This window comes from Sporosarcina sp. OR05, assembly GCF_041414805.1.
GTDB lineage: Bacteria > Bacillota > Bacilli > Bacillales_A > Planococcaceae > Sporosarcina > Sporosarcina saromensis.
Genome location: NZ_JANKJL010000001.1, coordinates 53,056 through 79,117, shown reverse-complemented (window position 1 = coordinate 79,117; position 26,062 = coordinate 53,056). Strand labels below are relative to the sequence as shown.

The following is a 26,062-nucleotide window of genomic DNA, read 5'->3' as shown; positions in this document are numbered from 1 at the left end:
AAATATGAGAATCAACTCACATATCAAAATAGATTGTTGCTATCATATATCGGAACGCAACTGGAGTCAACCGTCTATTTTTAATTATTTCTCAATTACGAATTATAATAAAAAATGTATCCGCTTACATCTGCGATATATTGCATATCATAAAAAATATGACCATTTAAAAATATTTTTTTCAATGGTCACGTAAAAACAATTTCAACTCATCAATTAACAATTATTTGGTATAAAATAAAGTAATCTCGAACAGTCTGCAAAACAGAAAAAACTCCATTCACCAATTTTTACATGGTAAATGAAGCATGAATCGGACAAGAATATTTACTCAGTGAACGCGTCTATCCGCCACCCTGCTTTCTTAACATACTTGTAGGTGACTTGAAATGTTTCCGCGGTACGTGTTTCTCCAATCGGCACCGTCAGTTCAAACGTCATCTTTTTCTTCTTGCTCTTCAATACGCTCGCTGTAGCGATTTCCCACTGCAATACAGAACTAATTTCAACAACAGGTTGCGCCAAAATCCCTTCGTGTTTAATAAATCCGTTCTCTCTCATAAAACGTTTTGCTTTTTTCTTTGTGACGTATTTGTGTAATTCGGATTTCAACTTCTTTTTTGTATTCACATGCTCCGCTAAATAGCGATATTCGATCCCATTATGGGTAAACGTTTTGTACTCCCCTTCTTCGTACGTACCGCCAGCGAGTAGGGTATTACCCGTTTCTGCCCATGTAGTCGCCAACTCTACCGCATCTTTTGGTGTTAGAGCAATCGGATCCCTTTTCGTTCCACTTCCACAGGCAGTCAACAGGAAAAGGAGAATGACCACCCCTATCGTACAGACCTTCCTCAATACCATCGCCCCCTGTCTTGCTCATACATTAGCGTATGAGACGGACAATGCGCGCATACACTTTGTATAAAAATTCACAGAAGAACATTTACCTTATCGGAGGATTAAGGTTCTCATCACACATTTCCATAAGCAGGATACGTTGCAGCGGCTTATTGATAATGCTGTCCAGGTGTATTTAAATGATTTTTTATAATTCCATCCCGACAAACTAGGTAGTCCGTTTACATTTTGTTATATACCTTCTCATGTATAAAGTCTACAATATGCATGGCTCGGGAAGTTTTCGAAAGTCCCGCTCGCTCAACACCTACTTTCATCTGAAGTAAGCAACCTGGATTTGTCGTCACAATGGTGGTAGCTTTTATCCCCTTGATTTCTTCCATTTTCGACCTCAAAATTGTTGAGGCCATTTCAGGTTGAAGTAGATTATAAATACCAGCTGATCCACAACAAAGATGTGCGCTAGGCATTTCTATGAAGTACTTACCACTTAGTGCTTTTACGATCGCTCGGGGTTCCGCTTTTACACCGTTTACATTGCGTAAGTGACAAGAATCTTGATACGTAACAATTTCGGAAGACGGTTCAATTCCTTCTAATTCATTAATAATGCCAAGTTTGACGAGCAATGTCGTAATGTCAATTTGCTTCGCCACAAACGCTTTCGCTTGTTCGTAATAGGGAGAATCCGACGTCACCAATCGGTCATACTCATACAGAAACGCACCACATCCTCCTGCATTATTTACAATATAATCGACAGAAGACACGTCAAAAGCATTGAGATTCTTTTCAGCATTCCGTTTAGCACGCTCCATCTCCCCACTATGCCCTTGCAACGCTCCACAACATTGTTGGCCTTTGGGAATGACAACTTCACATCCAAGATATTGCAGTAGTTCAATCGTATGACGGTTCGTTTCTTGGAACATCGTATCCATGAGACAACCTGTAAAAAACGCAACTTTTGTCGTTCCTACCCTTTTGGACAATCGTATCCCTTCTGATTTAGAAGGCGCAGGCAATGCCTTTTCCATATCTTTCATAAATGGGGGGAACAGTTCCATGAACCCGACTTTACGAATGACTTTCTGCAAACCTGACTGTTGGTAAAAGGTTAGTAGTTTTACCGCTGTTTTCATTTTCCTTTGATCTGCAAAGAGATGATCAAATGCACCTTTTCTAATGGCTTTCTCTTTCACTGATTGAGCTTTCACATCTAAGATCGCCTCTCGCGTTTCCTCAATCAACGTTCCATATTGCACACCTGCTGGACAAGCTGGCTCACAAGCGCGGCAGCCTAAACACAAGTCAAAAGCCTCCTCAATGGAACCATCCCATTGCACAAGTCCATCTCGTACCGCTTTCATTAATGCAATTCGACCACGCGGCGACTGTGTTTCATCAAAATCCGAATGGATATATGTCGGGCAAGCCGGTAAACAAAAACCGCAACGCATGCAATCCATTAACCGATTTTCATCTACATGTGTGACAAATGCTTGCTTGTATTGTTTCGCTTTGCTGTTATTCATTGTGCACAACCACTCTTTTTTTCGTTGATTTGGCGAATATCTTTCCTGGATTCATGATGTTTAATGGATCAATTGCCTGCTTGATCCCTTTCATCGTTGCAATACCCGCCTTGCCTATTTTCCATTCTAAATAGGGGGCTTTCATCTCCCCTACTCCGTGTTCGCCTGTAATTGTGCCTCCTAACGAAATCGCATAGTCGAAAATGTCAGCGAAAGCCATCTCTACTCGCGCCATTTCCTCTTCATCACGCGTATCTGTAAGAATGGTCGGATGTAAATTTCCGTCACCAGCATGTCCAAACGTACAAATGAGCAAGTTATGTTTTACCGCAATTTCTTGAATTGCCTTCACCATCTTTGCAATTTCAGAACGGGGAACGGTCGCATCTTCCAATATTGTCGTAGGACGTTTTCGGGCAAGTGCAGACAAAGCAACTCTTCTCGCCAAACTTAAACGATCTGCCTCTTCTTTCGTTTGAGCAAGCTGAGTCGAAATCGCGCCTTGCTTCATGCATAATGTATGTACAAATTCCATATCCCGTTCGACAACTGTCGGATCGCCATCTTGTTCAATTAAAAGCATCGCCTCACAATTTGTCGGAAGACCAATTTGCATGAATTCTTCTACAGCCGTAATTGTTCCTTGGTCCATGAACTCAAGTGTTGCCGGCACAATTTTTGCCGCAATAATCGATGAAACCGTTTCTGCAGCCCGCTCAAGTTTGTCATAAAAAACGACGAGTGTCTTTTTCGTTATTGGCGCAGGAAGCAAGCCTAGCGTAATTTCCACAATGATCCCAAGTGTTCCTTCAGATCCAACAAATAAGCTCGTCAAGTCGTATCCTGCAACATCCTTAGCCAGTTTTCCACCCGTCTCAAGCAACTCACCACTCGGCAAAACGACTGTTAACGATTTCACATAGTCACGCGTTACGCCGTATTTTAATCCACGTAATCCACCTGAATTCTCACTTACATTTCCACCAATTGTGGAAATACTCATTGAGCTAGGATCTGGCGGATAAAATAACCCCCGTTCAGCTACTCTTTCATTTATCTCCTGCGTAATCACACCGGGTTGAACAGTTATCGTCAAATTCTCTTCATCCAGTTCTAAAATTTGATTCATCCGATTAAATAAGATGACAACCCCTCCCGAAGTCGGTGTTGTACCTGCCGCCAAGTTCGTTCCTGAACCACGTGAAACAATTGGAATTCGATGTGCTGAACAAACTCTGACAATCTCTTGCACCTCTTCAATCGACGACGGAGATAAAACGATGTCAGGTAACGCTTGGAAATTAGCAGTCGCATCGTAGGAATATGCCAGTAACTGTGCTGTTGACGTCTTTGCATATGCAGAACCTATTATGGCAATTAACTGTTCCTTCACTTGTTTTTCCAATGAACAACCTCCTCAATATTCTTATTAATACAAACAATTACCATTAGTATAACGATAGATTATGTATGTCACAAACAGAAACTAGACAAAGCATGTTTATCATTCATATCTCTACAAGCATACTCCTTCGTATCCGCGGACTACGTTACACCCATCTTTCCACAAAGTGGATTGATCGATCTATCGATCACTTACGCAATACGCCCGTCAATGACGCTTATTTGTCGATTTCTAAGCGACAGCATTCTGAAAATATTCATTCCAATGTCGCGATTTGTCGAATGGTTCATTCAAAACGATTTGTCTGGTAAAAAATAAGAAATGACAAGCATTTTCTTATTTGAATCAATCATCTCTCATTATTTTCAGAAGAATCTTTCGACATTTTTCGCGCACTCACAATCTGTGGATAACTTTGTCCACATACTCCACTTTGAAACACTTGGATTTCCACTGTTACAAACAAGTTAACCACAACTTATCCACGTGTAGTTGTGGATAACGGAACAGTTGTTCTTCCTCCTTTTATTTGGTAATGTATAAGTACAAACTTATAACGTATGCATTGACGAATGAACTTATGCAAAGGAGGTGTGTAAAATTGACAAGATTATCGGACGATTTATTGATGGATTCCTATCAAAAAGCAAAAGCCTTGAAGCTTTGTCCGAAATTCATACAACTATTAGAAACTGAAATTCATCGTCGCTCTTTGCAACCACGCTGTACAAATTCTTGTAACAACAAAAAAAAGACGCCGATGTAAAATGGACAAGCAATGGTTCATTGTCATTCAGATAACTACATGCGTATAGATTGTTGGATCAAGATGAAGGCGACCTAAGACAAACCTTCGTCTTTTTTTATTGCCAACTACTATCGCTTTGCCGTAATAGAAAATAAACCGCGTAAGCCAAGTGCTATGATGCTTGGCTTTACGCGGTTTTTGTTGCTGCCTGAACGTTGAGCAGCAATTATGCATAGTGAATCACACAATTATCCCTAATTGCTGAGACTATACTGCTTGTTGCTCTTTTCTATTTTGCAGATAGTTTTGAGCAAACATTGCGCCGACAATTAGTACCCCTACGATGTCGGTAATGGTTTCTGGAATAATCATCATGAGTGCACCTGCAGCAAGCACAATCCGCCAAATCGGATGATAGGCCGTTTTGAAATATCCTTCAATAGCTGCACTTAATCCAATTACACCGATGATAGCAGTGATGGTGATTATCACAATGTCCACTGTAGATGCTACAGGGAATTCACGTGCATTCATCGCAACCCCGGTTGTATCGATCATGAGCATCGCTGGATTATAAACGAACATGTACGGAATTAGGAACCCTGCAGCTGATAGTTTCAGTGCAGTGAATCCGGTTTTCATCGGATCTCCACCTGAGATGCCCGCACCTGCAAACGCAGCCAGTGCCACTGGAGGCGTAATGTTTGCAAAAATACCGAAATAGAAGACAAACATATGTGCAACGAGAATTGGAATATCAAATTCTGCTAATGCTGGCGCAGCCATTGTAGCGGTAATGATATATGCAGGAATCGACGGAAGGCCCATCCCTAACACCATTGAAGCCAACATTGTAAAGAACAGCGTTAGGAATAAAGAACCTGCACCAAGACTCGCAATGGATGATGTCATCACGTTCCCGAAACTCGTTAAGCTGACCACGCCGATAATAATACCAACGACCGCACACGCTACCATAACGGACAGCGATTGACGTGCACCGCTATCCAATGCTCCTAAAATGTCTTTGAAAGACATTCTCGTCGTTTTTCGAAGCATCGCCACAACGACTGTCGCAACAATTGTGTAAAATGCTGCGTGACCAATCGGAACGTTGCGATACAGAAGGAAAATGAGAAAAATGATAGGCAATAAAAGATGTCCTCGCTCTTTCATCACTTCCTTGACGCGTGGGAGATCCGGTTTTGGTATTCCTTTTAAATTATCTTTTCCTGCACGAAAATGCACTTGCATAATAACAGCAAGGAAATAGAGGACAGCAGGTATTAACGCCGCTAAAGCAATCGTTCCATATTTCACACCTGTTGTTTCTGCCATGATGAAAGCACTTGCCCCCATAATCGGAGGAAGGATTTGCCCACCAACTGACGCACTCGCTTCAACTGCTCCTGCAAAATTTTTCGAATAGCCAACTCGTTTCATCATAGGGATTGTAAATGCACCTGTACCTACTACGTTCGCAACGGCTGCACCGTTAATGCTTCCCATGAATCCACTGGAAATGACCGCAACTTTTGCGGGACCACCTTGTTTGTGCCCTGCTAAAGCAAGGGCTAAATCATTGAAAAATTGGCCCATCCCTGACTTTGCCAAAAAAGCACCGAAGAGGATGAATAAGAAGATAAACGATACGGACGCACCGATTGCTGTCGAGTACAACCCTTCCGTCTTCAAATACATTTGGCCAAAGATGTCGCCTAAATCATATGGACGTGTTGCCATTTTAGTTGGTACCCAACTCATATGACTAAAAAACGGGTACGACAGGAAAACAAGCGCGAGTAACGGTAATATCCACCCTGTCACCCTACGTGCTGCTTCCAGTATTAGAACAACCGTCATAATCGCCATGACGATATCCATCGTATTCGGAATTCCACCTCGTGTCGTGACGATTGCTGTGTATTCCTTAATCAAATACCCTGCTGTCAGTAAACCTAAAATGAACAGCAACCAATCAAAAATCGCCACTTTACTCCGATCTTGACGACTGTATGTTGGATAGATGAGAAAAATGAGGGATATTCCGATGGCCACGTGAACAGCACGTTGTTGCAGTGCAGGCATCGGGTAAAATGTAATGTACAAATGGTAGAGGGAGTAGAGAATAGCGATTGCTGAGACGAAGAACGCCACTTTCTTCCCTGAAAACTTTCGTACCTTGGATTCCGTGTCAAACTTCTCGAGTAACGCGGCTTGCTGCTCCTCTGTCAGAACGTCCATTTCTGCATGCTTCTCTTTCCTATTTTCAAGCTTAGTCAATTTTTTCACCTCTTACTAAATTCCAAATAGAGACTTTCTCGGCATGAATGTTGACCGTTTCATATTCATCGGCGAGTTCATACAATGGAATTTCGTTGTTTTTCGTGTATAAAGTTGTTTGTACATTGCTTGAAACAGCTAAATTAATTTCCTTCATTTGTTCATTAATCGTCATATGAATGAATCCATCATCCGCTTCTATCAATTCAGCTGAAGCTGGAACGCCCGCGCCAAACGTTTTGAATTTTGTCGTCGTTAACGTTAACTGATCGCCATCTCTTTCATACGTTTCAAACCAAGGTTCCTTTTCTACCGAATGAATCCAGCCAATGTCAAATGACGTATCCATCAAATAAAAACGACCATCCGGGTAATCCACTTGTATGGCTGGAATTCGTAGTAAAAATAGAGAAAGCAGGAGCATAACGACTATGCCCCCACTTACAAGAATTTTACTTCTGCTCATCGTAGTACTTTTGTGCACCAGGGTGAACAGGTGCTACCATTCCTTTTTGAGCACCTTCAAGTGAAATATCTGCTGCCGCTTGGTGAGAGTTGCTAAGTTCACCTAAGCTGTTAAAGAATTTCTCAGTTAACTTATACACATCTTCTTCACTTAGTTCACTGCTAACGACAAGTGCATTCATAATTGCCGCTGTCGGTACAGCTTCTGCATTGCCATACGTATCTGCAGGGATGTCCATTGCAACGAAATACGGTTGATCTTTTGCAATTTCTTCGACTTTATCGCGATCTACTGCAACTAGTGCTAAATCGATACTCGCTGCAAGCTCCATTACTGAAGAGTTTGGAAGTCCACTTGTTAGGAATGCTGCATCGACACTACCGGATTTAAGGCCGTCAGCTGCTTCTGCATACCCTAAATAATCGACTTTTAAATCATCATATGTAATGCCAAAACCTGCAAGCAAGTTTCTTGCGTTTACTTCAACGCCAGAGTTTTGATCGCCAACAGCGACACGTTTACCTTTTAAATCTTCAATTGTCTTAATACCAGAATCGGCTGTCGTTACAATTTGAACGAAGTTCGGATAAAGTGCTGCGATTTGTTGTACGTTCTCTACTTTTTCTGAGAAGTTTCCAGTTCCTTCAACAGCCTCTGTCAGAACATCACTCATGACAAACGCCATTTCCACTTTTCCTTCTTTAATTAAGTTAATGTTTTCAACGGAAGCACCCGTCGATTGCGGCTTGGAGTTCACGCCAAATTCTTTTGAAAACTCATTTGCTAATGTCGTTCCGATAATGTTGTATGGGCCAGATGATCCACCCGTTGCGATTGTTACAATCTTTGTTTCAAGGCTGTCAGCGCTTTCATCCCCTTTTGACGAACCCCCGTCCTTGTCAGAGTCCCCACAAGCTGCAAGGATTGAAGCACTCATTAAAGCGCTTGCAAAAAATAGTCCATACTTCTTAAACTTCATACCATTCATCCTTCCTACTATTTATCTAACAACTTTTACAATAATACAGTAATATTTTTCTGAAATCAATACATCGTTAATAATATTCATAGTAAAACAGGAATTCTAACTTTAAGTATATATGTTTTAAGCAGCTAACTTGCACACTTACCCACAATATAGTAGTAGATAGATTTTGATAAAATCGAAAAAATACAGTGAATTCCCTTATACTCCTTCAATTATTGCCGATAAAGAGGATAGGAGAATATCTGTAAATTCATATGGAGGTGGCATATTTTGTATTCGAGAATCTTATCGTTAGCTATCCTTTTTTTACTAGTGAGTAGTACATGGCTGACAAGTCCTGCAGCTGCTGCATCGACAGTGAAAGGAACTTTTGTGAAAGTCCAATTTGAGGATGCAGGAAACAACAAACATACAGTTGAGAAAAAACCGAAATCCATTACGATCAAAACAGAAAAAGGGAAGACAATACATATTGCACTTACTCAACACCCCTCGCTTTCGGTCGATACGCTGCCAGTAAAACTGGATGCTTTTAAGCTAGGAATGGCAGTAGAAGTCTCCATTTCCAATGGGCAAGTGAAGAGCATGAAAGGAAAGACAGGAACCGTTCCCGGGCAATTGGACACACGAGGGCAAATTGTATATGGAACCATTCATTTGGTAAATAAACAAACGATTACGTTAAAAAGAGATGATGGCAACTTAGAGAAGTATCATGTTTCACGCCAAACAAAAATCCTGAAAGATTCCGTTAAGGGAAGTATTAGTAATCTAGTCGAAGGTGATCGAGTAAAAGTTACGGTGAATGTTCCAAACTCATCCTATATGGATGTCATTGAAGTTGTAGGACACGGACGTGAAATAGAAGCGTTCAGAAAAGGCACGATTCAACAGCTTGATGCAGTTACGAATAAACTTCAATTGCGAAACGGTATGAAGTTCTCTCACTATTGGTGGAGTTCCCCTTCCTACTACAGTTCTAATAGTTCGTTACCATTCGCAAAAGATCTAGTCATTCATTATGGAGATGAAGTAGTCGACAGGGAAAGTTTTCGTTCCTACAAAAACAATGAAGTGTATTTCGTAACGTCTTCGCAATTTGGAAACGAAGTGATTGAACGAATCATTATTCAACAATCTACCTCAGGAAGTTTGCAAGAAGACATCACTTCCATTGACTTGAACTATGCATACATTACTTTGCGTACTTCAGGAAAACATTATTTCCATGACGGTACAATTTTCATCCGCAATAATCGAATTGTCGACTCTGCTAGCATTGAAAAAGGCGACAAGGCATATGTCATTACAGATCGGATTGACGGCATCGCTCACGTGAATGTTGTGTACATTAAATAAACTAGAAAAGGTGAGATTCCAATCGAATGATACAATTCATAAAACAGTTCAAATTCATGCTCGTTCTTTGCTTAACACTTCTACTAACAAACTTTTTATCTACACCAGTTGAAGCCGCACCTCCTGATTACAGTGGAGGAGTAGCAAATGAGTATACGTACGAAGAAGCTTTCTTTTTGGATAGCTATCCGATTACGTTCAGCGGAAAGCCGACCATTACGGAACGTAAGACAAAAGACAAAATTACGAAGACGTATCGATTTAATCTCACAAGCAAAAGTGGCGATAAACTGACACGTTCCATCGTCTATGAATCAACGCTTGAAAATCGTGCTGATAAGGGACAGACGACTTCCCAAACGACTATTAAAAGCTACTCGGAAAAAATTACAACAGCAAGCAAGGCGGTTTTCACTTTGGATGATTTCCAATTTTCCCAAGCGGCAGTGAACGATAACCGTCCTGCTTCCGACTTTTATTCGGGAGACCTTGTTGGTCGTAAAATTTATAAAGTAACTCGACCAGGTGCACCAAAAGATTACACAGAACTCATCACTGTCCATATGACTGGCCGAAATATGGGTTATGAAAACTTCTGGGGTGCAACCGAGACACAAATTATTGACTATGAAATTATTACGAATTCCGGGACGACATTTGTGACGAGCAAAGTGTCAGACAGTAAAACAAAAACGTTGAAATACCAGCCTCATGACCCGTCGATTTCCAGTTTCCCTGGCGGTCATATTGTTGTAAGCAATTCAGAGATGGTCGGAAAATACACGTATGCGTATCCTTATTATTCAAGAGCCGGTGTCATCGAGTTGTCGCAAAAGAATGCAACGTCGATTGAGCGCCTCATTGTTCCAAAGTTCAGGGACTTGAATAAGCATTGGGCAAAAGATGCGATTGAAAAACTATATTCAATAGGGGTTTTCGATGAAACTTCTCAATTCTTTTCACCGAACACACCGATGAATCGTTATCAATACACAATCGGCGTTTTAAAAGCGGTCGACATGCGTGTCTACGATACAAAAAGCAAAGTGAATTCCACAAAATCCATTTTTAAAGATATTGATCGACGGGATAAAGGGTACAGCTATATTGAAAGTGCAGTGAATCAAGGAATCATTCACGGTATCACAGCAGATACCTTCAAACCGGATGACCCCATTACCCGTGCACAAGCAGTTGCCGTACTCGTAAGAGCACTTGGAATGGAAGGAAGAGCGCCAAGTCCTGGCTACAAAACAAAATTTTCTGATGATCGACTCATTCCAAATTGGGCAAAAGATAGTGCATACGTCGCTTACGAGCTCGGCTTAGTGCAAGGCGATGCGCATAAACGCTTCAAACCGCAACAACAATTAACAAGAGCTGAAGCGTCTGCAATGATTCAACGTTTCCTAGAATTTCTGGAACACGATTTGCAAGAGAATTACCGTGAGGATATTTTACAGATGAATTAAGATTGCTACATGTATAAAGGCAGTAAGCTCCTTTCAATAGGGGCTTGCTGCCTTTTTGAAACATTCTTTTGATTCACAAGTTAAGTGACCTGTTGAGTAGGTGATCGTAACGTATGCTTCAACACTTTCCCAGAAGCATTTCTCGGTAAAACCTCCATAAACTCCACTTCATCAGGCACTTTGTATTTCGCTAACCGTTCTGTACAAAACGCCACTAATTCCACTTCAGACAATGCCTTTCCTTCTTTTAAAACAACATAAGCTTTCGGTACTTCCCCTAACACTTCATGGGGAATCCCGACAACGGCAGCCTCTAACAATTCGGGAATTTGATAAAGAACTTCTTCGACTTCCACAGGATAGACATTCTCTCCCCCTCGAATGATCATGTCTTTTTTACGATCCACAATATACAGTAATCCATCTTCATCCATTTTTCCTAAATCTCCGGAATAAAGCCAACCATTTCGAATTGCACGCCGCGTTTCTTCTTCATCTTTTAAATACCCTTTCATCACTTGAGGACCGCGCATCACGATTTCACCCACTTGCCCAATCGGTAAAGGTTCCCCGAATTCATCTACCACTTGGATGTCCGTTTGCGGCAATGCTTCTCCGACCGAACCAATTTTACTTAACGCTAAATGATCTTTCAGTGTCGTTGCCGCAGGAGAATTTTCCGTCTGTCCATACAAGTTTTGGACCTTCACATTCGGAAACGATTCTTTCAATCGCTTGACCATTTCGTAAGGCATCGGGGCGGCACCATAGCAAAATAGACGAAGTGATGGGAGATTGATTGTCTTGATTTCCGGCATATTTAATAAGATTGTGTACATCGCCGGAACACCGAAGAAAATGGTCGCATTGGACGTTTGCAGTAAAGCCAATGTCCCCGTAGGTGAAAAAGCTTCCTCGATAATGACGGTCCCCCCTTTGTAGAGGGTAGGGATCATGAAAACGTGACACGCCGCACAATGGAACAATGGCGTGGATATTAACATCCGATCACTTTCTGTCATATCCATTGCTTCAGACCAAATTGCTGCTGTGGAGATGATGTTTTGATGGGTTAACATGACACCTTTTGGCTTACCCGTCGTACCGGACGTATACATAACAACCGCTGTATCTTCCGCGTTCATAACGACTTCATTGAATGAAATGTCCTCAGAAATATTTATACCGTCCTCCATACAAATTGGATACTTCTCTTTGAATGCATATTGAGATCGCTCAATGATGTCTTCCAATCTTTTGTCATACACAACCGCTTTCGCTTCGGAGTGTTCGAAAATATATTCCACTTCCGGAAGTGCTAACTTCGTATTAATTGGCATGACGGTTAGTCCAGCAAGTTGAATGCCGAAATAATAAACAAGAAAAGCATCGGAATTCAAACTATAAAGTGCAATAATATCCCCTTTTTGATAATCGTTTGTCTGAAAAAGTCCCGCCACCTTTCTCACTTGCTCATAGAACTCTCCATAGCTCCATTCCCGTCCATTATACGTAGTACAGACTTTGTCGGGTTGACTCGTTGCATACTGTCGTAAAACATCTGTCATGATCATCGTTTATCTCCCCTTTCTCTAAACTAATATTTCAGACTACAATAATAGTATAAAATATTCAGACTGAAAATGCATGTCTATACTTTTTAAAAGCGTAAACTGCTCATAACTAAACACATTAGGTGGAAGCTATGAGATTTATAGAATAAAGAAGACCGATCACAACGAGGAATTTGTTTGCCTATCTTTGAGAAATTTTCCGTATTCTTCGAAACAATAACAGCGAAAGTTTCGTACAACAGTAGAGAAACAAAATAGCACAACTAGAAAGAAGGGATTTTTTCATGAAGAAGTTAGCGTTCTCGTTTATCTTCCTACTCTTCATCCTTGCGGCTTGTACCGATAAAAACGTAGAAGATGCCGCAGAGAAAGAGGTTCCTATTGATACATCGAGTGAAGACTTAACAAGTGATGCAGACAAACCTGAAAAGACAGACAACTGGGAAGGTGAATACGTTTATCTACATGATACGATTAACGGCCTGCTCACAATTTCCGAGCAGGATCAAAAAGAGTTTACTTATCAACTCGTTCTAAAGCAGACGAATGAGAATAACGAGGTTGTTGCTGAAGAGGACTTAAAAGGCTCCGGTGCAATTACGAATAAAGATGCTCTGTTAGAAATTGCAAACAAAGACTGTCAACTCACGCTTACACACGAAGGAAAATCCCTTCTTGCAAAATCGGAAGGTACGGATTGCAATGAAACACTAGGATTGACCGGGACGTATATCAATCCTGAAAATGGAGAGGCCCCTCCCCTTTTCAAGGTGGATGAAGGACGAATTTATATAAACGGATTGACATTCGGCAATACACCAACCGATGCAAAAGCAATTTGGGGAAATCCAGATCCTGTTGAAAACAATGAAGATGACATTTTAATGGAGCATGAAACTGTTCATCACTATGCTTCGGACAACATGTTCATTACGTATCACAATTACGAACTTTATGCTCTTACGGCAAAAGCCAATGCAGGTGATCTAGCCAACGTCAAAAAATCATTTACAGGAGAGCATTACAAAGATACGAATTCAGATTCGGAGTTCTTTTTAGACCCCGAAGACGGTCAGCTGCTCATTTATCGTTCTTCCTATTTTTTGAATCCAGGAGGGCATGAATTTCTGCTTATTGCTGTTGATGAAAACTTCTTTTACGCTGTTGATTCCGGTGCTTATACGAAAGTGAACTAAATTGCAGGAAGAAATAATTAACCAAGCTCTACTTTATATACGAACTACTAGGTAGTAAAAAAGAATGCCAACGGATTCGCTCCCCGTGGCATTCTTTTTTTCACTTTCCAACTAACTAAATGACAATAAATACAACAAAAGATTCTATCCCAGCTAGTCGCTAGCAATAAGCATGAATAATAGGTGTAAGAAAATGTAAAGATGATTAGATGATCTGCTTTCACTTACTAGTTATTGTTCTCTTTTATATGCACAAAAAAACCAGTAGTAATCGCGCTACTGGTCTTAGTCATATCCTATGATGCTTTTCTTAGATCAGACGATCCTGCCTTCTTCCATATTGACTGCACCCATTCCGGATGGTCGATGAAAGGATTGCGATTCCCTTGCCATTGTTCAATTACATCATTCCGATTCATTTCAAAAGCATCGACTGGATCTTGTTCGTGCCATTCCAATAGCACAGAAAGTTTCCCGTGATACGGATTGTTTCCATTGTTCAGCAGCTCATTCAGCTCCAAGTCTACTCTGTCTCCTGCTTCGTACCGTGTCGCCATGTAAAACAACATGCGAGCGACATCACCTTTAACTCGATCAGGTGGTTCCCAGGAGTTTGCCGTTTTAAAACAACCATCACAGCCGTTCACCGGACTCCCACCATTATCAAAATCCAGGTTGCCGCGTGCACTATTTACTTGTACGTCAGTTGGACGCAAATGATGGATATCCGTTCCAGGGCCTTTGCTTGTTCCAAAGTCCCCATGCGATTTTGCCCATACGTGTTCACGGTTCCAATCACCAACATTTCCACCATTCCGATCTTTTGAACGAGACTTACCGGAATAAAACAAAATAACATTGTCCGGGTTATTCGGATCGCTATCCGTTTCCCTTAGAGCAGCCCACACTTCACTATAAGCCAGTTGACGATGGTCTGAAATAATTTCGTGAAGGGCATCTTTTAATGCTTGCCCCTCTTTGCCTAAAGCATTCCGATAATAATCATCTGTAGGGTTTTCAACTTCTTCAGCTGTTACAATGACCGTGAATGTGATCGTTACAGATTTATCGCCATCTGTTGCTGTAACGCCGACAATGTGATTGCCTTCTTCAAGCTGCAACCTTAATTCACCCGTGAGGAGATTGACGGTCCCTTTTGTTGCGGAAAACGTCAGTGGATCTCCATCCGGATCATTAAAATGCTCTGGTAGAGGAATAGAGATTGAATCCCCAACACGAATCTCTTTGTTAGCAATCGGCTTCACGACAATAGGCGCTCGATTAATGACCGGAACAGAAATCCGTTTGCCTTTTGAATTGTAGAAAACGACTTTCGATGCATCAGCACCTTTTACAAAGTCGATTTTACGGATATTTTCAGCTCCGCGGATTTCAAGCGGATGTGAGCCTTCCACAATGACATGGCCCATTTCGGTCCCTTTCATATTGACAATTAAGCCCTTTTTCTTCGGTTGTAAAAAGACTCTGTTCGTCTTGAAACCGTCTCCAGTCAGTTCTGCATAATCCCCTTTCAGGTAAACACCTTCCTTAAGAGAAGATTGTCCGTCCATGAAGACCGCAACACTTGGTTCTGCAATCATTAGTTTCTTTTTGTGTTCGTTGACTAAGCGATACTCTTTCTGAATCGGAACAGGTTCCCAAATGACCGGTGCTTCAAAACCGATTTGAACCATAACTGGATCATGATCACTTGCACGCCCCGCCATATCTGTATAATCCGCATTTATGTGCAACATGTCCACTTCAGTCTGCTCCACCAAATTATTGGATACTAAAATATGATCGAGCACTTGCGAATTCCCTTGGAAGACGTATGAATAACGATCGCTTTCAGATACGTGATGGACCATGTTTGTCATTAAGTCACCTTCGTGAATCAACAGACTTTCTGCAAATTGGAAGTCATTAAAATCACCTAGTGACACGACATTTGCTTCAGGGTTATCCGTCTTTATAGCTGAAATGAAGTCATACACGATACGGGCAATTTGCTTCCGTTGTACTTCACTGCCATATACAGGAGGCTGTGTTGCACCAAATAACGGTGTGTCTCCCCTCTTCGAATTCCAATGATTCGCGATGACGACCACAGACTCACCTTGGAAGTCGAACTGTGCGGCGAGAGGCTTTCGGCTGTTCGTAAAAGCTCCATTGTTCGGATCAATTCGTCCCGGGTTATGCGTTAACTTGCCGTTTACGTAACCCGCAGCAGTCGTCGCATCTCCATGAGGCATTCCTTCCGTCAACGAAACACGTGCAGGATTATACAAAAATCCAACGCGGATATTCGCATTCGGTTGCCCGCCGTCCTCATTGTAGACAGGGTCAATATTCACGTACGCATAACGAGGACCACCTGCATCGACAATCGCTTGAATAAGTCGTTCATAACTTTCATTTGCCCGCGAATCCCCTGCGTCTGGACCATTGTTGTCTTGTACTTCGGTCACACCAATAATATCAGGGCTTTGCATATCGACCGCAAATGCTCTTGCCAGCTTTCTTGCTTTCTCATCAGTTGTCGTCTTTTTGTTATTGGAGAAGTTCTCCAAGTTATACGATGCGATTGTCAGTTTATCCTCCGCTTTCACAATCGTCGTCTGCTCAGGAACAGCATCCCCTTTTACATGAGCTGCACGCATTTCATCTAACGACGCATAGATTTTATAGTTTTGGAATGAATAGCCGACAACCCCAGTTAACGGTCCAGTAAATCGATCTCCTGTCGCTACTTCAAAATCACGTGCCGGGCCATTCGGTTCCAATCTGAATTGGATTCGCTCCGCATTTTGGTCGTTGGCTTTTAACAAGAGTCCACCGTTTAACGTGTCCGTTGCTACCGATTCAAACACGGTTACAAGATCGCCATGTTGTTGCGGTGAAACCGCTTTTACATCGCCTACTTGCACAAGCATCGCTTCACGGCTTTCCCAGAAATCCGCTGCATATGTCGTAGGATCAAAAGTTGAAAATCCTTCTGACGCAATCTGCTCCTTTGGTAAGTTCTCTTCATTGATCATGAAAGGAGTTGGTAAAGGTACATTTCGTCCTAAAACCTCGACATGTCCACCACGATCATTGCGGACATTGATTTGCGTCGTCTTCAAGTCTGTCTCTTGACGATCCGCATAACCGTCAATCGCATACTCACTTACCGTACCCGTAACCGAAACGAGGTCGCCTACCGCCAAATTCCAGACGTCTCTTCCGCTATATAAGACGATTGCTTCAGACGTATGCAAATTTCCATCGCGTTTCGCATCCGGTGTTTGAATGTGGTAATACGTGGAACCATTCAGCTCATATTTATAGGTAACGATCCCTTCTACACCTTCTACGACTTCATTCACAAAAGGCGACGTATGACCATCTCCTTGAATATCGTGAATAGCAAGTTGCTCCGCAATCGTATAAGTGAACGTTGAAATCTCACTATATCGTCCATCATCTGTTTTCGCGACCACTTTCACTGTCGCATCTTCTTGAATCGTAATCGGTGTTGCATACGTCACGCCATGTTCAATTGGATTTGAACCATCCAACGTATACAAAATTGTTGCATTTGCTGTGCCCGTTGTGAATGAAACATCGACACTTCCAACAAATGTACCACTCCCTGGTTGTGCAACGACAGGTTGTACAATCGTACTGTCAACAATGACATCACCTACGGAACGTGGAATCACTTGATAGTCGTTATCAAATTGTTGGACGATACCCGTTATACTGTCGTACGTCGTCCCTACCGTTAGTCCCAAGGAAGCCGTTTCATCACGAACCATAAACGGATGACCGTCCGTTGCCATGTAATTCGCCCAGTTACTTCCTGATTGAACGTCTGTAAGAACGACGTTATGGACGGTAACGAGTTGGGATTCATTCGCTTCGCCAACAGCATCTCCCGTCACAACTTTTGGCGTGGGCTCACCTACGTTTTCCATTCGGTCAACGAGTTGCGCTCCGTCTAATTGTAATAAGCCTCGGTAATCTGCAAGTGTACCTTGTAGTGTCACTTCATCACCAACAGCGACAGCCAAACTTGTCGGCCTTACCGCTATGCCGCCAGAAGCATCTTGTACCGAAATTGTATTTTTCAATTTCGCTGCGACAATTCCTTTAATGGTGACCGTTTCACCAACAGGCAATGCACGCGCATCTGCGATTGGCAAAATCGATGGATTCCCCGGTTCACCCGGATCAGCTCCATCCATCTCATGCGTCCCTAAATGTTCAAACGTATCTTTCGGATAGACAATCCATTCAGCATCACGAGTAAATGCGTCATCTGCAATTGCATCCCCCGAGACGATTGTCGGCTTGCGAACTAACGTCACATCCGTACCCCAATTGCTTCGTGCACCGACTTGTCCAAATGAATCAATGACGTTGTTCGCTTTCTTTAAAACGAGTGCATCATCCCCATTAAAATTTGTAACCGTACTATTTTCCAGATCTCCTTGCTGCTTTATGGCCGCAGAAGCATCGCGATGGTAGACGACAAACGTTTCTCCCGCCGGCAAAGAACCTGTCAATCCCAGCTTATTCGTAGCGGTCGTTGCTCCATTCGCATACAACTCCAATGCGTAATTTTGCAAATCAATTGACTGTGCGGTGCCGTTATACAACTCAATTGCTTTATTAAAACTACTGCCTTCAACATATTCGGAAATAATCAAGTCTGAAGCTGCCGTCTCTGCCCGTACATCCATTGGCATGACCGGCAAAACCATACTGACAACTAATGACAAAGCCAGTAATCCATTTAATCGCTTTTTCCAACTTTTACTTCGCATCGAACCAATCTCCTCCTAGAGTTTGAAATTTGGTGCTGCGCATTACCGTCGCGAGGAAAAATCGCTCCCCTCTTACTAGATTCATAGTCGTAGAGACTACAACACCATCGTATCACTGCCCTGTCAGCATGACTATGCGACTTTTTGTAATATTTAGCGATTACCGAATAATGCTTTCGTTGTGTTTTTCTGGAGTGTGCGTGTGAGGTTAGTTGGAGAAGATGTAGTGAAGGGGTGGATTGGTTGACGGAAATGATGCGTGGCGAGCGTTGTGATGCGAATGCTTTACATTGAGATACGAACGCGGTACGTTGCGATACGAACACTTTACGTTGTGTTACGATGCGAGCGTTGTGATGCGAACGATTTACGTTGTGATACGAAACAATTACGTTGCGATACGAGCGGGTTACGTTGTGTTACGACGCGAGCGTTGTGTTGCAAACGATTTACGTTGTGATACGAACGCGGTACGTTGCGATACGAGCACGTTACGTTGTGTTACGGCGCGAGCGTTGTGATGCGAACGATTTACGTTGTGATACGAACGGGTTACGTTGCGATACGAGCACTTTACGTTGTGTTACGGCGCGAGCGTTGTGATGCAAACGCTTTACGTTGTGATACGAACGCAGTACGTTGCGATACGAGCACTTTACGTTGTGTTACGGGGCGAGCGTTGTGATGCAAACGCTTTACGTTGTGATACGAACGCGGTACGTTGCGATACGAGCACGTTACGTTGTGTTACGGCGCGTGCGTTGTGTTGCGAACGCGGTACGTTGCGATACGAACACGTTACGTTGTGTTACGACGTGAGCTTTCTAATGCGATTGCTCTACGTTGTGATACACCTTAACCCAAAACCTAAAAAACACTCCCTAGTCAACCAAACTAGGAAGTGCATCATCTAAACTTTATTCATAAATAACAACCAATTCTTCCGTTTTCACACCTTTTCCATCGACAATCTTCTGGACTTCTGTACCATCCAATGTCTCCTTTTGATAGAGGACAGTGACCAACTCTTCGAATTGAGGGGCATATTCACGGATAAGCTCTTCTGTTTTGCGTAGAGTCACTTCAAAAATGGCTTTCATTTTCAATTCCTTTTCGCCTTTATTGAATGTCAACACGAAGCGATCTTGAAGCAATCCTGTATCTACCATCCGTTCAATGATGTCCTTTGCTTGTTGAACATCACCACTCACACCAATGCTGTGCTCGCCGAGATAAAGCCTTTCCGCAACACCACCTGCTAAAATCATGCTCACTTGATCCATTAGTTCGCTTGCAGTTTGTAGATGCAGCTCTTTTTGAATCGGTGCCACATAACCAAGCGCTTGACCGCGCGGTATGATTGTCGCTTTTCGGACAGAACCAGGTTTTGTCAATGCCGCGATGAGCGCGTGGCCTGCTTCATGGATCGCCACTCGTCTTTTCGTTTCAGGATCGTTTAACGCTCGGGAAGTGCTTCCTAGAATTGTACGGTCAATCGCAAAATCTAAGTCGCTCTTTCCAATTTCCTCACGGCCATCACGAATCGCACGTTTACTCGCCGTTTCAAACAATGAACTTAATTCCGCACCGGAAAAGCCTGATGTACTTTCAGCTAACACATCCAACGATGCATATACTTCATCCGCCAACAATCTTCCTTTCGTGTGGATGTCGATGATTTCACGACGCCCATTCGTATCAGGAAGCGGTACGTTAAATGTATAGTCAATCCGTCCAGGACGCAAAAACGCTTCATCAAGCATGTTTTTTCGGTTCGTTGCTGCAATGAATAAAATACCTTCATTGTCATTTCCACCATCCAATTGAACGAGCAACTCCGTTAACGTTTTCTCTGACTCTTCGCCGCCATGCTCTTTCCTTTTGCCAGCAAGCGCATCGACTTCATCAATAAAAATGACAGCGGGCCGTTGCTTGCGTGCATTCTGGAATAAAGTACGGACACGGGATGCCCCGACTCCGACAAATAACTCGGTAAAAGCTGAACCACTCGAAGAATAGAAAGTAGCGCCTATTTCATTCGCAATTGCTTGAGCGAGCAACGTCTTCCCTGTTCCAGGTGGTCCATATAACAAAATTCCTTTTGGCGCTTGAATCCCGACTTGTGAAGCGCGTTTTGGATCTTTAAAAATGGATAATGTTTGGTGGATTTCTTCTTTCATCTCTTCAGGAAGTCCACCAATATCGTCAAGTGTTATATCCGGTAAAGGTGTGGACTTTGAAGCGCTGTTTTTCATGGAAGATACACCGACGCCTAACTTTCCTTTTCGATGTAAAATGAACAACGTGAGAAGTGCTGCGACCAGCAATCCACCGAAGATTACACCACTGAATTGTCCACTATCTGCATATTTATATGAAAGATTATATTCTTCTACTAATTGTTCTGCCAACTGACTTTGCGGACGGACTTGTGTCACATACAATCCTTCAGCAGTCTTAAGGGAAAGCGTGCCATCTGCTGCCTCTTTCAAAGAGACTTGCTGACCTTCTTGTGCCTGTATCGTTTTCTCAAATTCAGAAAACGAGACATTCATTCCTTTATTTGCATTCGAAACATACCATCCAACAGTTGTAGCTACTCCAATGACTAAGGCGACTAGGACGACAATTTTCGTTGCAAATGTAGAATTTGGCTTCAAGCCATCCCCAACTCCTTTAAAAAGATAAAACCATTATATATAATATAAGATAGAAAGAACAGCAATTTACAAGAATTTTCATTGACAAATTTATCACACTAACTCGCTAACTAGAGTGGTATTCCTCTGTTATTACCGAATATACGCAACGTCTCTCAAGCCTATCTAGTTAACCTCATTCATAACTACAATCTCAGCAACTTGCTTTTTTCATAAATTCATGGTACACTATTTTTTCACAACATCGTATAGGTACTTTTACTAGATGGCATTCTACGTACTGTTTTTGAAGACACTTATTCACACTGGCGCGGCTAAAGGGTCGCAAGGACGTAAGAGAAGGTAGGGCTTACGTTGCTTAAGGATAGAAGACACCCAGTGGAACACTACCGCGGCACAACTCATTTTAACAGCATCCAACTTTGGATTTTTTTAGATGAACATAATAAGTTAAAAGTAAATATACAAAAAAACAAAGGGTTGCTCCTCAAAATGGGAGCAACCCTTTTCCAATGTATTCAATAAATCCGTTCTTCTGTTTCCACGTCAAAAAAATGTGCTTTTTCCATATCAAATGCGAGCGTAATCTGATCCATCGGCGAGATTGTCGTGTCTGAGTCAATTCGTGCGATGAAATCCGATCCATTCAAAGAAGAATATAAATACGTTTCTGACCCCATCAGTTCAGCGACTTCAATCGTCGCTTGGAATGTAGCTTGTGCATTGAGCTCCACGTCTGCCGCTTTCGTATAAATATCTTCAGGACGGACACCTAGAATCAGCTCTTTTCCGACGTAACCTTTCTCTTTCAACAAAGCGCTTTTCCCTTCTGGAATGGAAACATGTACATCGCCGATGACAAAACCAGCTTCTGTCATTGTGCCATGGAAAAAGTTCATAGCAGGTGATCCAATGAAACCACCAACAAAAACATTTCTCGGGAAATCATAAACTTCTTTCGGTGTACCTACTTGTTGGATAAAACCATCTTTCATCACAACGAGCCTTGTCGCCATGGTCATCGCTTCGGTTTGGTCATGGGTTACGTATATCGTCGTCGTCTGCAAACGTCTATGCAATTTCTGAATTTCAGCACGCATTTGGACACGTAATTTTGCGTCCAAGTTGGACAACGGTTCATCCATTAAGAAGATTTTCGCATCACGGACAATTGCTCGACCTAACGCTACACGTTGCCGTTGCCCCCCTGATAATGCTTTTGGCTTACGTGATAAGTAGTCCTCTAAGCCAAGTATTTTCGCTGCTTCCTGTACTTTTTCGTCAATCTCTTTCTTCTTCACTTTCCGCAACTTCAAACTGAACGCCATATTTTCGTAGACTGTCATATGAGGATACAACGCATAGTTTTGAAAAACCATCGCAATATCCCGATTTTTCGGCGCTACGTCGTTCATACGCTGACCGTCAATTTCAAAATCACCGTCAGTAATCTCTTCGAGTCCTGCAATCATACGCAATGTTGTCGACTTCCCACAACCTGATGGGCCAACAAAAACGATAAATTCTTTATCTTCAATATGAAGATTGAAGTCTTTTACTGCGATAACGCCTTTATCGTATTCCTTCGTTAAATTCACTAACTTCAGTTCAGCCATGCATGCTCCCCCCAATTGCTACTCATTTTCCTTCCATTGTACTTGCTGTACATGCAACATCTTGTCTGTAGCCTATTGCTCCCCTACAGATCGTCATATGCACCTGTAAATCATGATCTAATAGCACAATGTCTGCATCTTTCCCAACTGCCAAGCTTCCTTTTCGTTCAAACACGCCTAACCGTTTAGCTGCATTGGCAGATGTCATGTTCACCAAATCCTGTACTGAACAACTTGTAACCTCAAACATATTTCGCAAAGCATTATCCATTCGTAACACACTGCCTGCTAATGTACCATCTTTCAACGTTGCTTTAATCCCTTGTACTGCTACTTCTTGACCGCCTAATGTATACTCGCCATCCGTGAGCCCTTTTGCGCGCATGGAGTCTGTAATAAGAACTATTCTTTCTGACCCCATTGTTTTGAACAGGAGCTGTAACATTTCCGTTGATGTATGAACGCCGTCTGCAATTACTTCACACGTTAATTGATCAAACAGAAAGCCTGCCCCAACAACTCCGATTTCACGGTGATGGAGGCCAGTCATCGCGTTGCCAAAATGCGTCAAATGCGTTAAGCCCTTTTGGATTGCCTGTTGAATGTCGCCGCAAGTCGCTTTCGTATGTCCAGCTGAGACAATAACCGCCTTTTCAGCTAAAAAGGAAGTCAATGCGTACTGTTCGTCAAGTTCAGGCGCCAAAGTAACCACTTTCAATATGTCAAAACCATCAGCGAACCATCTTTCGACTAAATCGGTAGACGGTTTACGAATGAATTCACGTGGTTGGGCACCTGCCTGCTCTACGTGGATGAACGGCCCTTCTAAGTGGATGCCAAGCATTTCCGCTTTAGGCATATGCTTTTGCATGAATCGCCGACCCGTAGCAATTGTTTGGACAATGTCATTGTCTGATTGTGTTAATGTAGTTGCCAAAAATGAAGTCGTTCCTTCTTTTGAGAGTGCGCTTGAAATCGTCTCAAAGGCCAAATCTGTCCCGTCCATAAAGTCAGCCCCTTCAGCGCCGTGGACGTGGATATCAATAAAACCTGGTAAGGCAAGACAACCTTGCGCATCAAGACTTTCTCCTTTCACGTCTTTAATAGGACTTCGAGAAATCTTGGTAATGACACCGTTTTCCACTAACATTTCACCCTCGATAATTGTCCCGTCTTCGCATGCAATTTTACTGTTGCGAATATGCAGTTGAGTAGACAGCTTGATCACCCTCTCAATCCGTCATTTTGTTTTTATCGGCCTGCTACTTTGAATTGTTTCAATCGCTTCTCTAGAAGCATCTAAATAATTGATTGTTGTATCGAACTGCTTTGACGCAACTGACATGAAAAGAATATCCATTACATGCAATTGTGCAAGCCTCGAAGAAGTTGCACCACTTCGTAAATTCGCTTCTTTTGTAGGAGAAGTGAAAAGTTGTATGTCAGCGATTTGGGCAATCGGTGTTTGACCGTACTTGGTAAGACTAATCGTCTTTGCTCCGTTTAAATTGGCCAATTCTACGATTTTTTGCACTTCAAACGTTTCTCCAGAGAATGAAATAACGACTACTACGTCTTCTTCTCCTACGTTTGCCATAATGGTAGCTCCCATATGTAAATCCGTACTTGCAGTCGATGCTTTATGGATACGTAAAAATTTCTGTTGCGCATCAATTGCTGGAATTCCGGAAGCTCCTACACCAAAAAAGTGAACATTTTTAGCCTGGACAATGGCGTCCACTGCCAATTCAAGCTGAGTAGCATCCAATAATTCTGCTGTTTCAAGCAATGTGTGGACAGCATGCTCCGTCACCTTTTGTATCGTTGACGAAACGGACTCATTCGGTTGAATGTCCCGGTTTGTAATTTCAAGTTTTTTCCCTAAATCACCATTTATGCGTAATTTCAACTCTTGAAACCCTTTTAACTTCAATGACTTGCAAAGTCTTGTCACGGCCGCTCCACTCGTTTGACTCATTTCGCCAAGCTCAGTAACTGTCATCGTAACAATTGCTTCTGGGTTCCCTAATATATAATCTGCAATTTTCTGTTCTGAAGGAGGGAGCATCTGTTTCATCTCATTGAGTAATATTAACCCACCACTTGCAATAGCCAACTCCATCCCTCCGTTTCAATCTTGTTTACAACTTTTTAACCATTACATGAAATTTACGATAAGTTGAGAATCCATTTTTTGCATATAAATGACCTGCTGCACTTGTTTCGCTCGTCCAGAGGAACCATGCACCTTGAATTGACTGCTGTTTCATTAAAAAAAGCGTATTATGCAATAAGACTTTTCCTAACCCTTTACCTTGTTCACTAGCATCTACGCCGAAAGGGCCAAAACGCTCCAGTATTCCTTCATAGCCTCCATACATCGCAAAACCGACAATACGATCAGCTTTTTTAGCGACTACAATTTGAGCTGGATTCATCCCTTGCAATAATCCGTCTCGTATGGCACGCCCCCAGTCAGGGTTAAATGCATCGTTGGCAAATTGGATTAGTGCATGTAAATCCCCATCCTTTACACTTTCCACGATATACCCTTCTAGTACACGCTCATTTAGGATTTTGTTGACGGATGCAGGATAGTGATAATCGGTTAAAGTTCGGTGCATAGCAACGGGCGAATACAGTCGGGAAAAACCTTCTTTTTGCAAAAATGCGTAGCCGCTCGGGTAAGCTTTTTCATCTAGTCCAGGCAAGAAGTAATTCGGAGCATAAGATGAAAAATACACGTTACTGACCCCTTGTTTTCGAAGATATAAGATCGCTCTGTCCAACAATCCCTTTCCTATGCCTCGATTCTGAACGTCCTGTTGCACCATAAAGAACGTAATCCATCCATTGTCAGTTTCCAAATTGCCTCCAAGCATCGGTACTTTCCGTGTAATTGCTAGCATCGCCCCGATGATTTTTTCACCATCTACTGCGATTATAAGTCCTTCCGGATCAAAGTTTACATCCAATAGTACTTGATTTCGAAAACGCACTTGACTAATTGGATCTGCTGGCATGACATCATTCCACAGCTGAACAATACTTCCTTCATCTCCACTTTGAAACGTACGATACATCT

General features: G+C 42.3%; 17 protein-coding genes. 4 read left to right on the top strand and 13 right to left on the bottom strand.

Features of this window, described 5'->3' with window-relative positions; genetic code table 11:
* Positions 1-327 precede the first annotated feature (327 nt).
* The 3 genes from NRI27_RS00330 to NRI27_RS00320 all read right to left on the bottom strand — a co-directional run bounded on the left by NRI27_RS00330 (position 328) and on the right by NRI27_RS00320 (position 3,801).
* Positions 328-858, bottom strand: coding sequence for a DL-endopeptidase inhibitor IseA family protein (locus NRI27_RS00330; protein ID WP_371389090.1), 531 nt, complete (start codon positions 856-858; stop codon positions 328-330).
* A gap of 224 nt (positions 859-1,082) precedes the next feature.
* Entirely contained in the window at positions 1,083-2,396 is a 1,314-nt protein-coding gene (locus NRI27_RS00325) for a (Fe-S)-binding protein (RefSeq protein ID WP_371389089.1), read from the bottom strand.
* The gene (locus NRI27_RS00320) at positions 2,389-3,801 is read right to left on the bottom strand and encodes an FAD-linked oxidase C-terminal domain-containing protein (RefSeq protein WP_371389088.1); all 1,413 of its coding nucleotides are present in this window, start codon (positions 3,799-3,801) and stop codon (positions 2,389-2,391) included. Before NRI27_RS00320 ends, NRI27_RS00325 begins: the two co-directional genes overlap by 8 nt.
* Before the next feature lie 601 nt (positions 3,802-4,402).
* Between NRI27_RS00320 and sda the strand changes: the two genes are divergently transcribed.
* The gene (gene sda / locus NRI27_RS00315; protein WP_317942403.1) at positions 4,403-4,567 is read left to right on the top strand and encodes a sporulation histidine kinase inhibitor Sda; all 165 of its coding nucleotides are present in this window, start codon (positions 4,403-4,405) and stop codon (positions 4,565-4,567) included.
* Between the two features lie 249 nt (positions 4,568-4,816).
* On the opposite strand, the gene NRI27_RS00310 is transcribed toward sda, so the two are convergent.
* From NRI27_RS00310 to NRI27_RS00300, 3 genes are read right to left on the bottom strand one after another with little or no spacing between them, the layout of a single operon-like run.
* Complete coding sequence (locus NRI27_RS00310; RefSeq protein ID WP_371389647.1) at positions 4,817-6,793, bottom strand: TRAP transporter permease; 1,977 nt, start codon at positions 6,791-6,793, stop codon at positions 4,817-4,819.
* A 31-nt stretch (positions 6,794-6,824) separates the two neighbouring features.
* The gene (locus tag NRI27_RS00305; RefSeq protein ID WP_371389087.1) at positions 6,825-7,298 is read right to left on the bottom strand and encodes a DUF1850 domain-containing protein; all 474 of its coding nucleotides are present in this window, start codon (positions 7,296-7,298) and stop codon (positions 6,825-6,827) included.
* Positions 7,285-8,277: a TAXI family TRAP transporter solute-binding subunit gene (locus NRI27_RS00300; protein WP_371389086.1), complete on the bottom strand. Its 993-nt coding sequence runs from the start codon at positions 8,275-8,277 to the stop codon at positions 7,285-7,287. Before NRI27_RS00300 ends, NRI27_RS00305 begins: the two co-directional genes overlap by 14 nt.
* A 279-nt stretch (positions 8,278-8,556) precedes the next feature.
* Between NRI27_RS00300 and NRI27_RS00295 the strand changes: the two genes are divergently transcribed.
* Positions 8,557-9,645: a hypothetical protein gene (locus NRI27_RS00295; protein ID WP_371389085.1), complete on the top strand. Its 1,089-nt coding sequence runs from the start codon at positions 8,557-8,559 to the stop codon at positions 9,643-9,645.
* 26 nt (positions 9,646-9,671) lie between these two features.
* Positions 9,672-11,117 (top strand): S-layer homology domain-containing protein, encoded by a 1,446-nt coding sequence (locus tag NRI27_RS00290; RefSeq protein ID WP_371389084.1) that lies wholly within the window; start codon positions 9,672-9,674, stop codon positions 11,115-11,117.
* Between the two features lie 80 nt (positions 11,118-11,197).
* Here NRI27_RS00290 and NRI27_RS00285 read toward each other — a convergent pair whose 3' ends face one another.
* On the bottom strand, positions 11,198-12,691 hold the full coding sequence (locus NRI27_RS00285; RefSeq protein ID WP_371389083.1) for a class I adenylate-forming enzyme family protein: 1,494 nt from the start codon (positions 12,689-12,691) through the stop codon (positions 11,198-11,200).
* A gap of 284 nt (positions 12,692-12,975) precedes the next feature.
* Between NRI27_RS00285 and NRI27_RS00280 the strand changes: the two genes are divergently transcribed.
* Entirely contained in the window at positions 12,976-13,887 is a 912-nt protein-coding gene (locus NRI27_RS00280) for a hypothetical protein (RefSeq protein WP_371389082.1), read from the top strand.
* Positions 13,888-14,183: 296 nt separating this feature from the next.
* On the opposite strand, the gene NRI27_RS00275 is transcribed toward NRI27_RS00280, so the two are convergent.
* The 6 genes from NRI27_RS00275 to NRI27_RS00250 form a co-directional block, all read right to left on the bottom strand.
* A complete protein-coding gene (locus tag NRI27_RS00275) occupies positions 14,184-18,701 on the bottom strand; it encodes an endonuclease (protein WP_371389081.1) in 4,518 nt (1,505 codons plus the stop codon).
* 917 nt (positions 18,702-19,618) lie between these two features.
* Positions 19,619-21,361 (bottom strand): AAA family ATPase, encoded by a 1,743-nt coding sequence (locus NRI27_RS00270; protein WP_371389080.1) that lies wholly within the window; start codon positions 21,359-21,361, stop codon positions 19,619-19,621.
* Positions 21,362-21,879: 518 nt separating this feature from the next.
* Complete coding sequence (locus tag NRI27_RS00265; protein ID WP_371389079.1) at positions 21,880-22,977, bottom strand: ABC transporter ATP-binding protein; 1,098 nt, start codon at positions 22,975-22,977, stop codon at positions 21,880-21,882.
* A gap of 22 nt (positions 22,978-22,999) precedes the next feature.
* The gene (gene nagA / locus NRI27_RS00260; RefSeq protein WP_317942392.1) at positions 23,000-24,205 is read right to left on the bottom strand and encodes an N-acetylglucosamine-6-phosphate deacetylase; all 1,206 of its coding nucleotides are present in this window, start codon (positions 24,203-24,205) and stop codon (positions 23,000-23,002) included.
* Positions 24,206-24,217: 12 nt separating this feature from the next.
* Entirely contained in the window at positions 24,218-25,093 is an 876-nt protein-coding gene (locus tag NRI27_RS00255) for a MurR/RpiR family transcriptional regulator (RefSeq protein WP_371389078.1), read from the bottom strand.
* A gap of 25 nt (positions 25,094-25,118) precedes the next feature.
* Entirely contained in the window at positions 25,119-26,060 is a 942-nt protein-coding gene (locus tag NRI27_RS00250; protein WP_371389077.1) for a GNAT family N-acetyltransferase, read from the bottom strand.
* Positions 26,061-26,062: the final 2 nt, after the last annotated feature.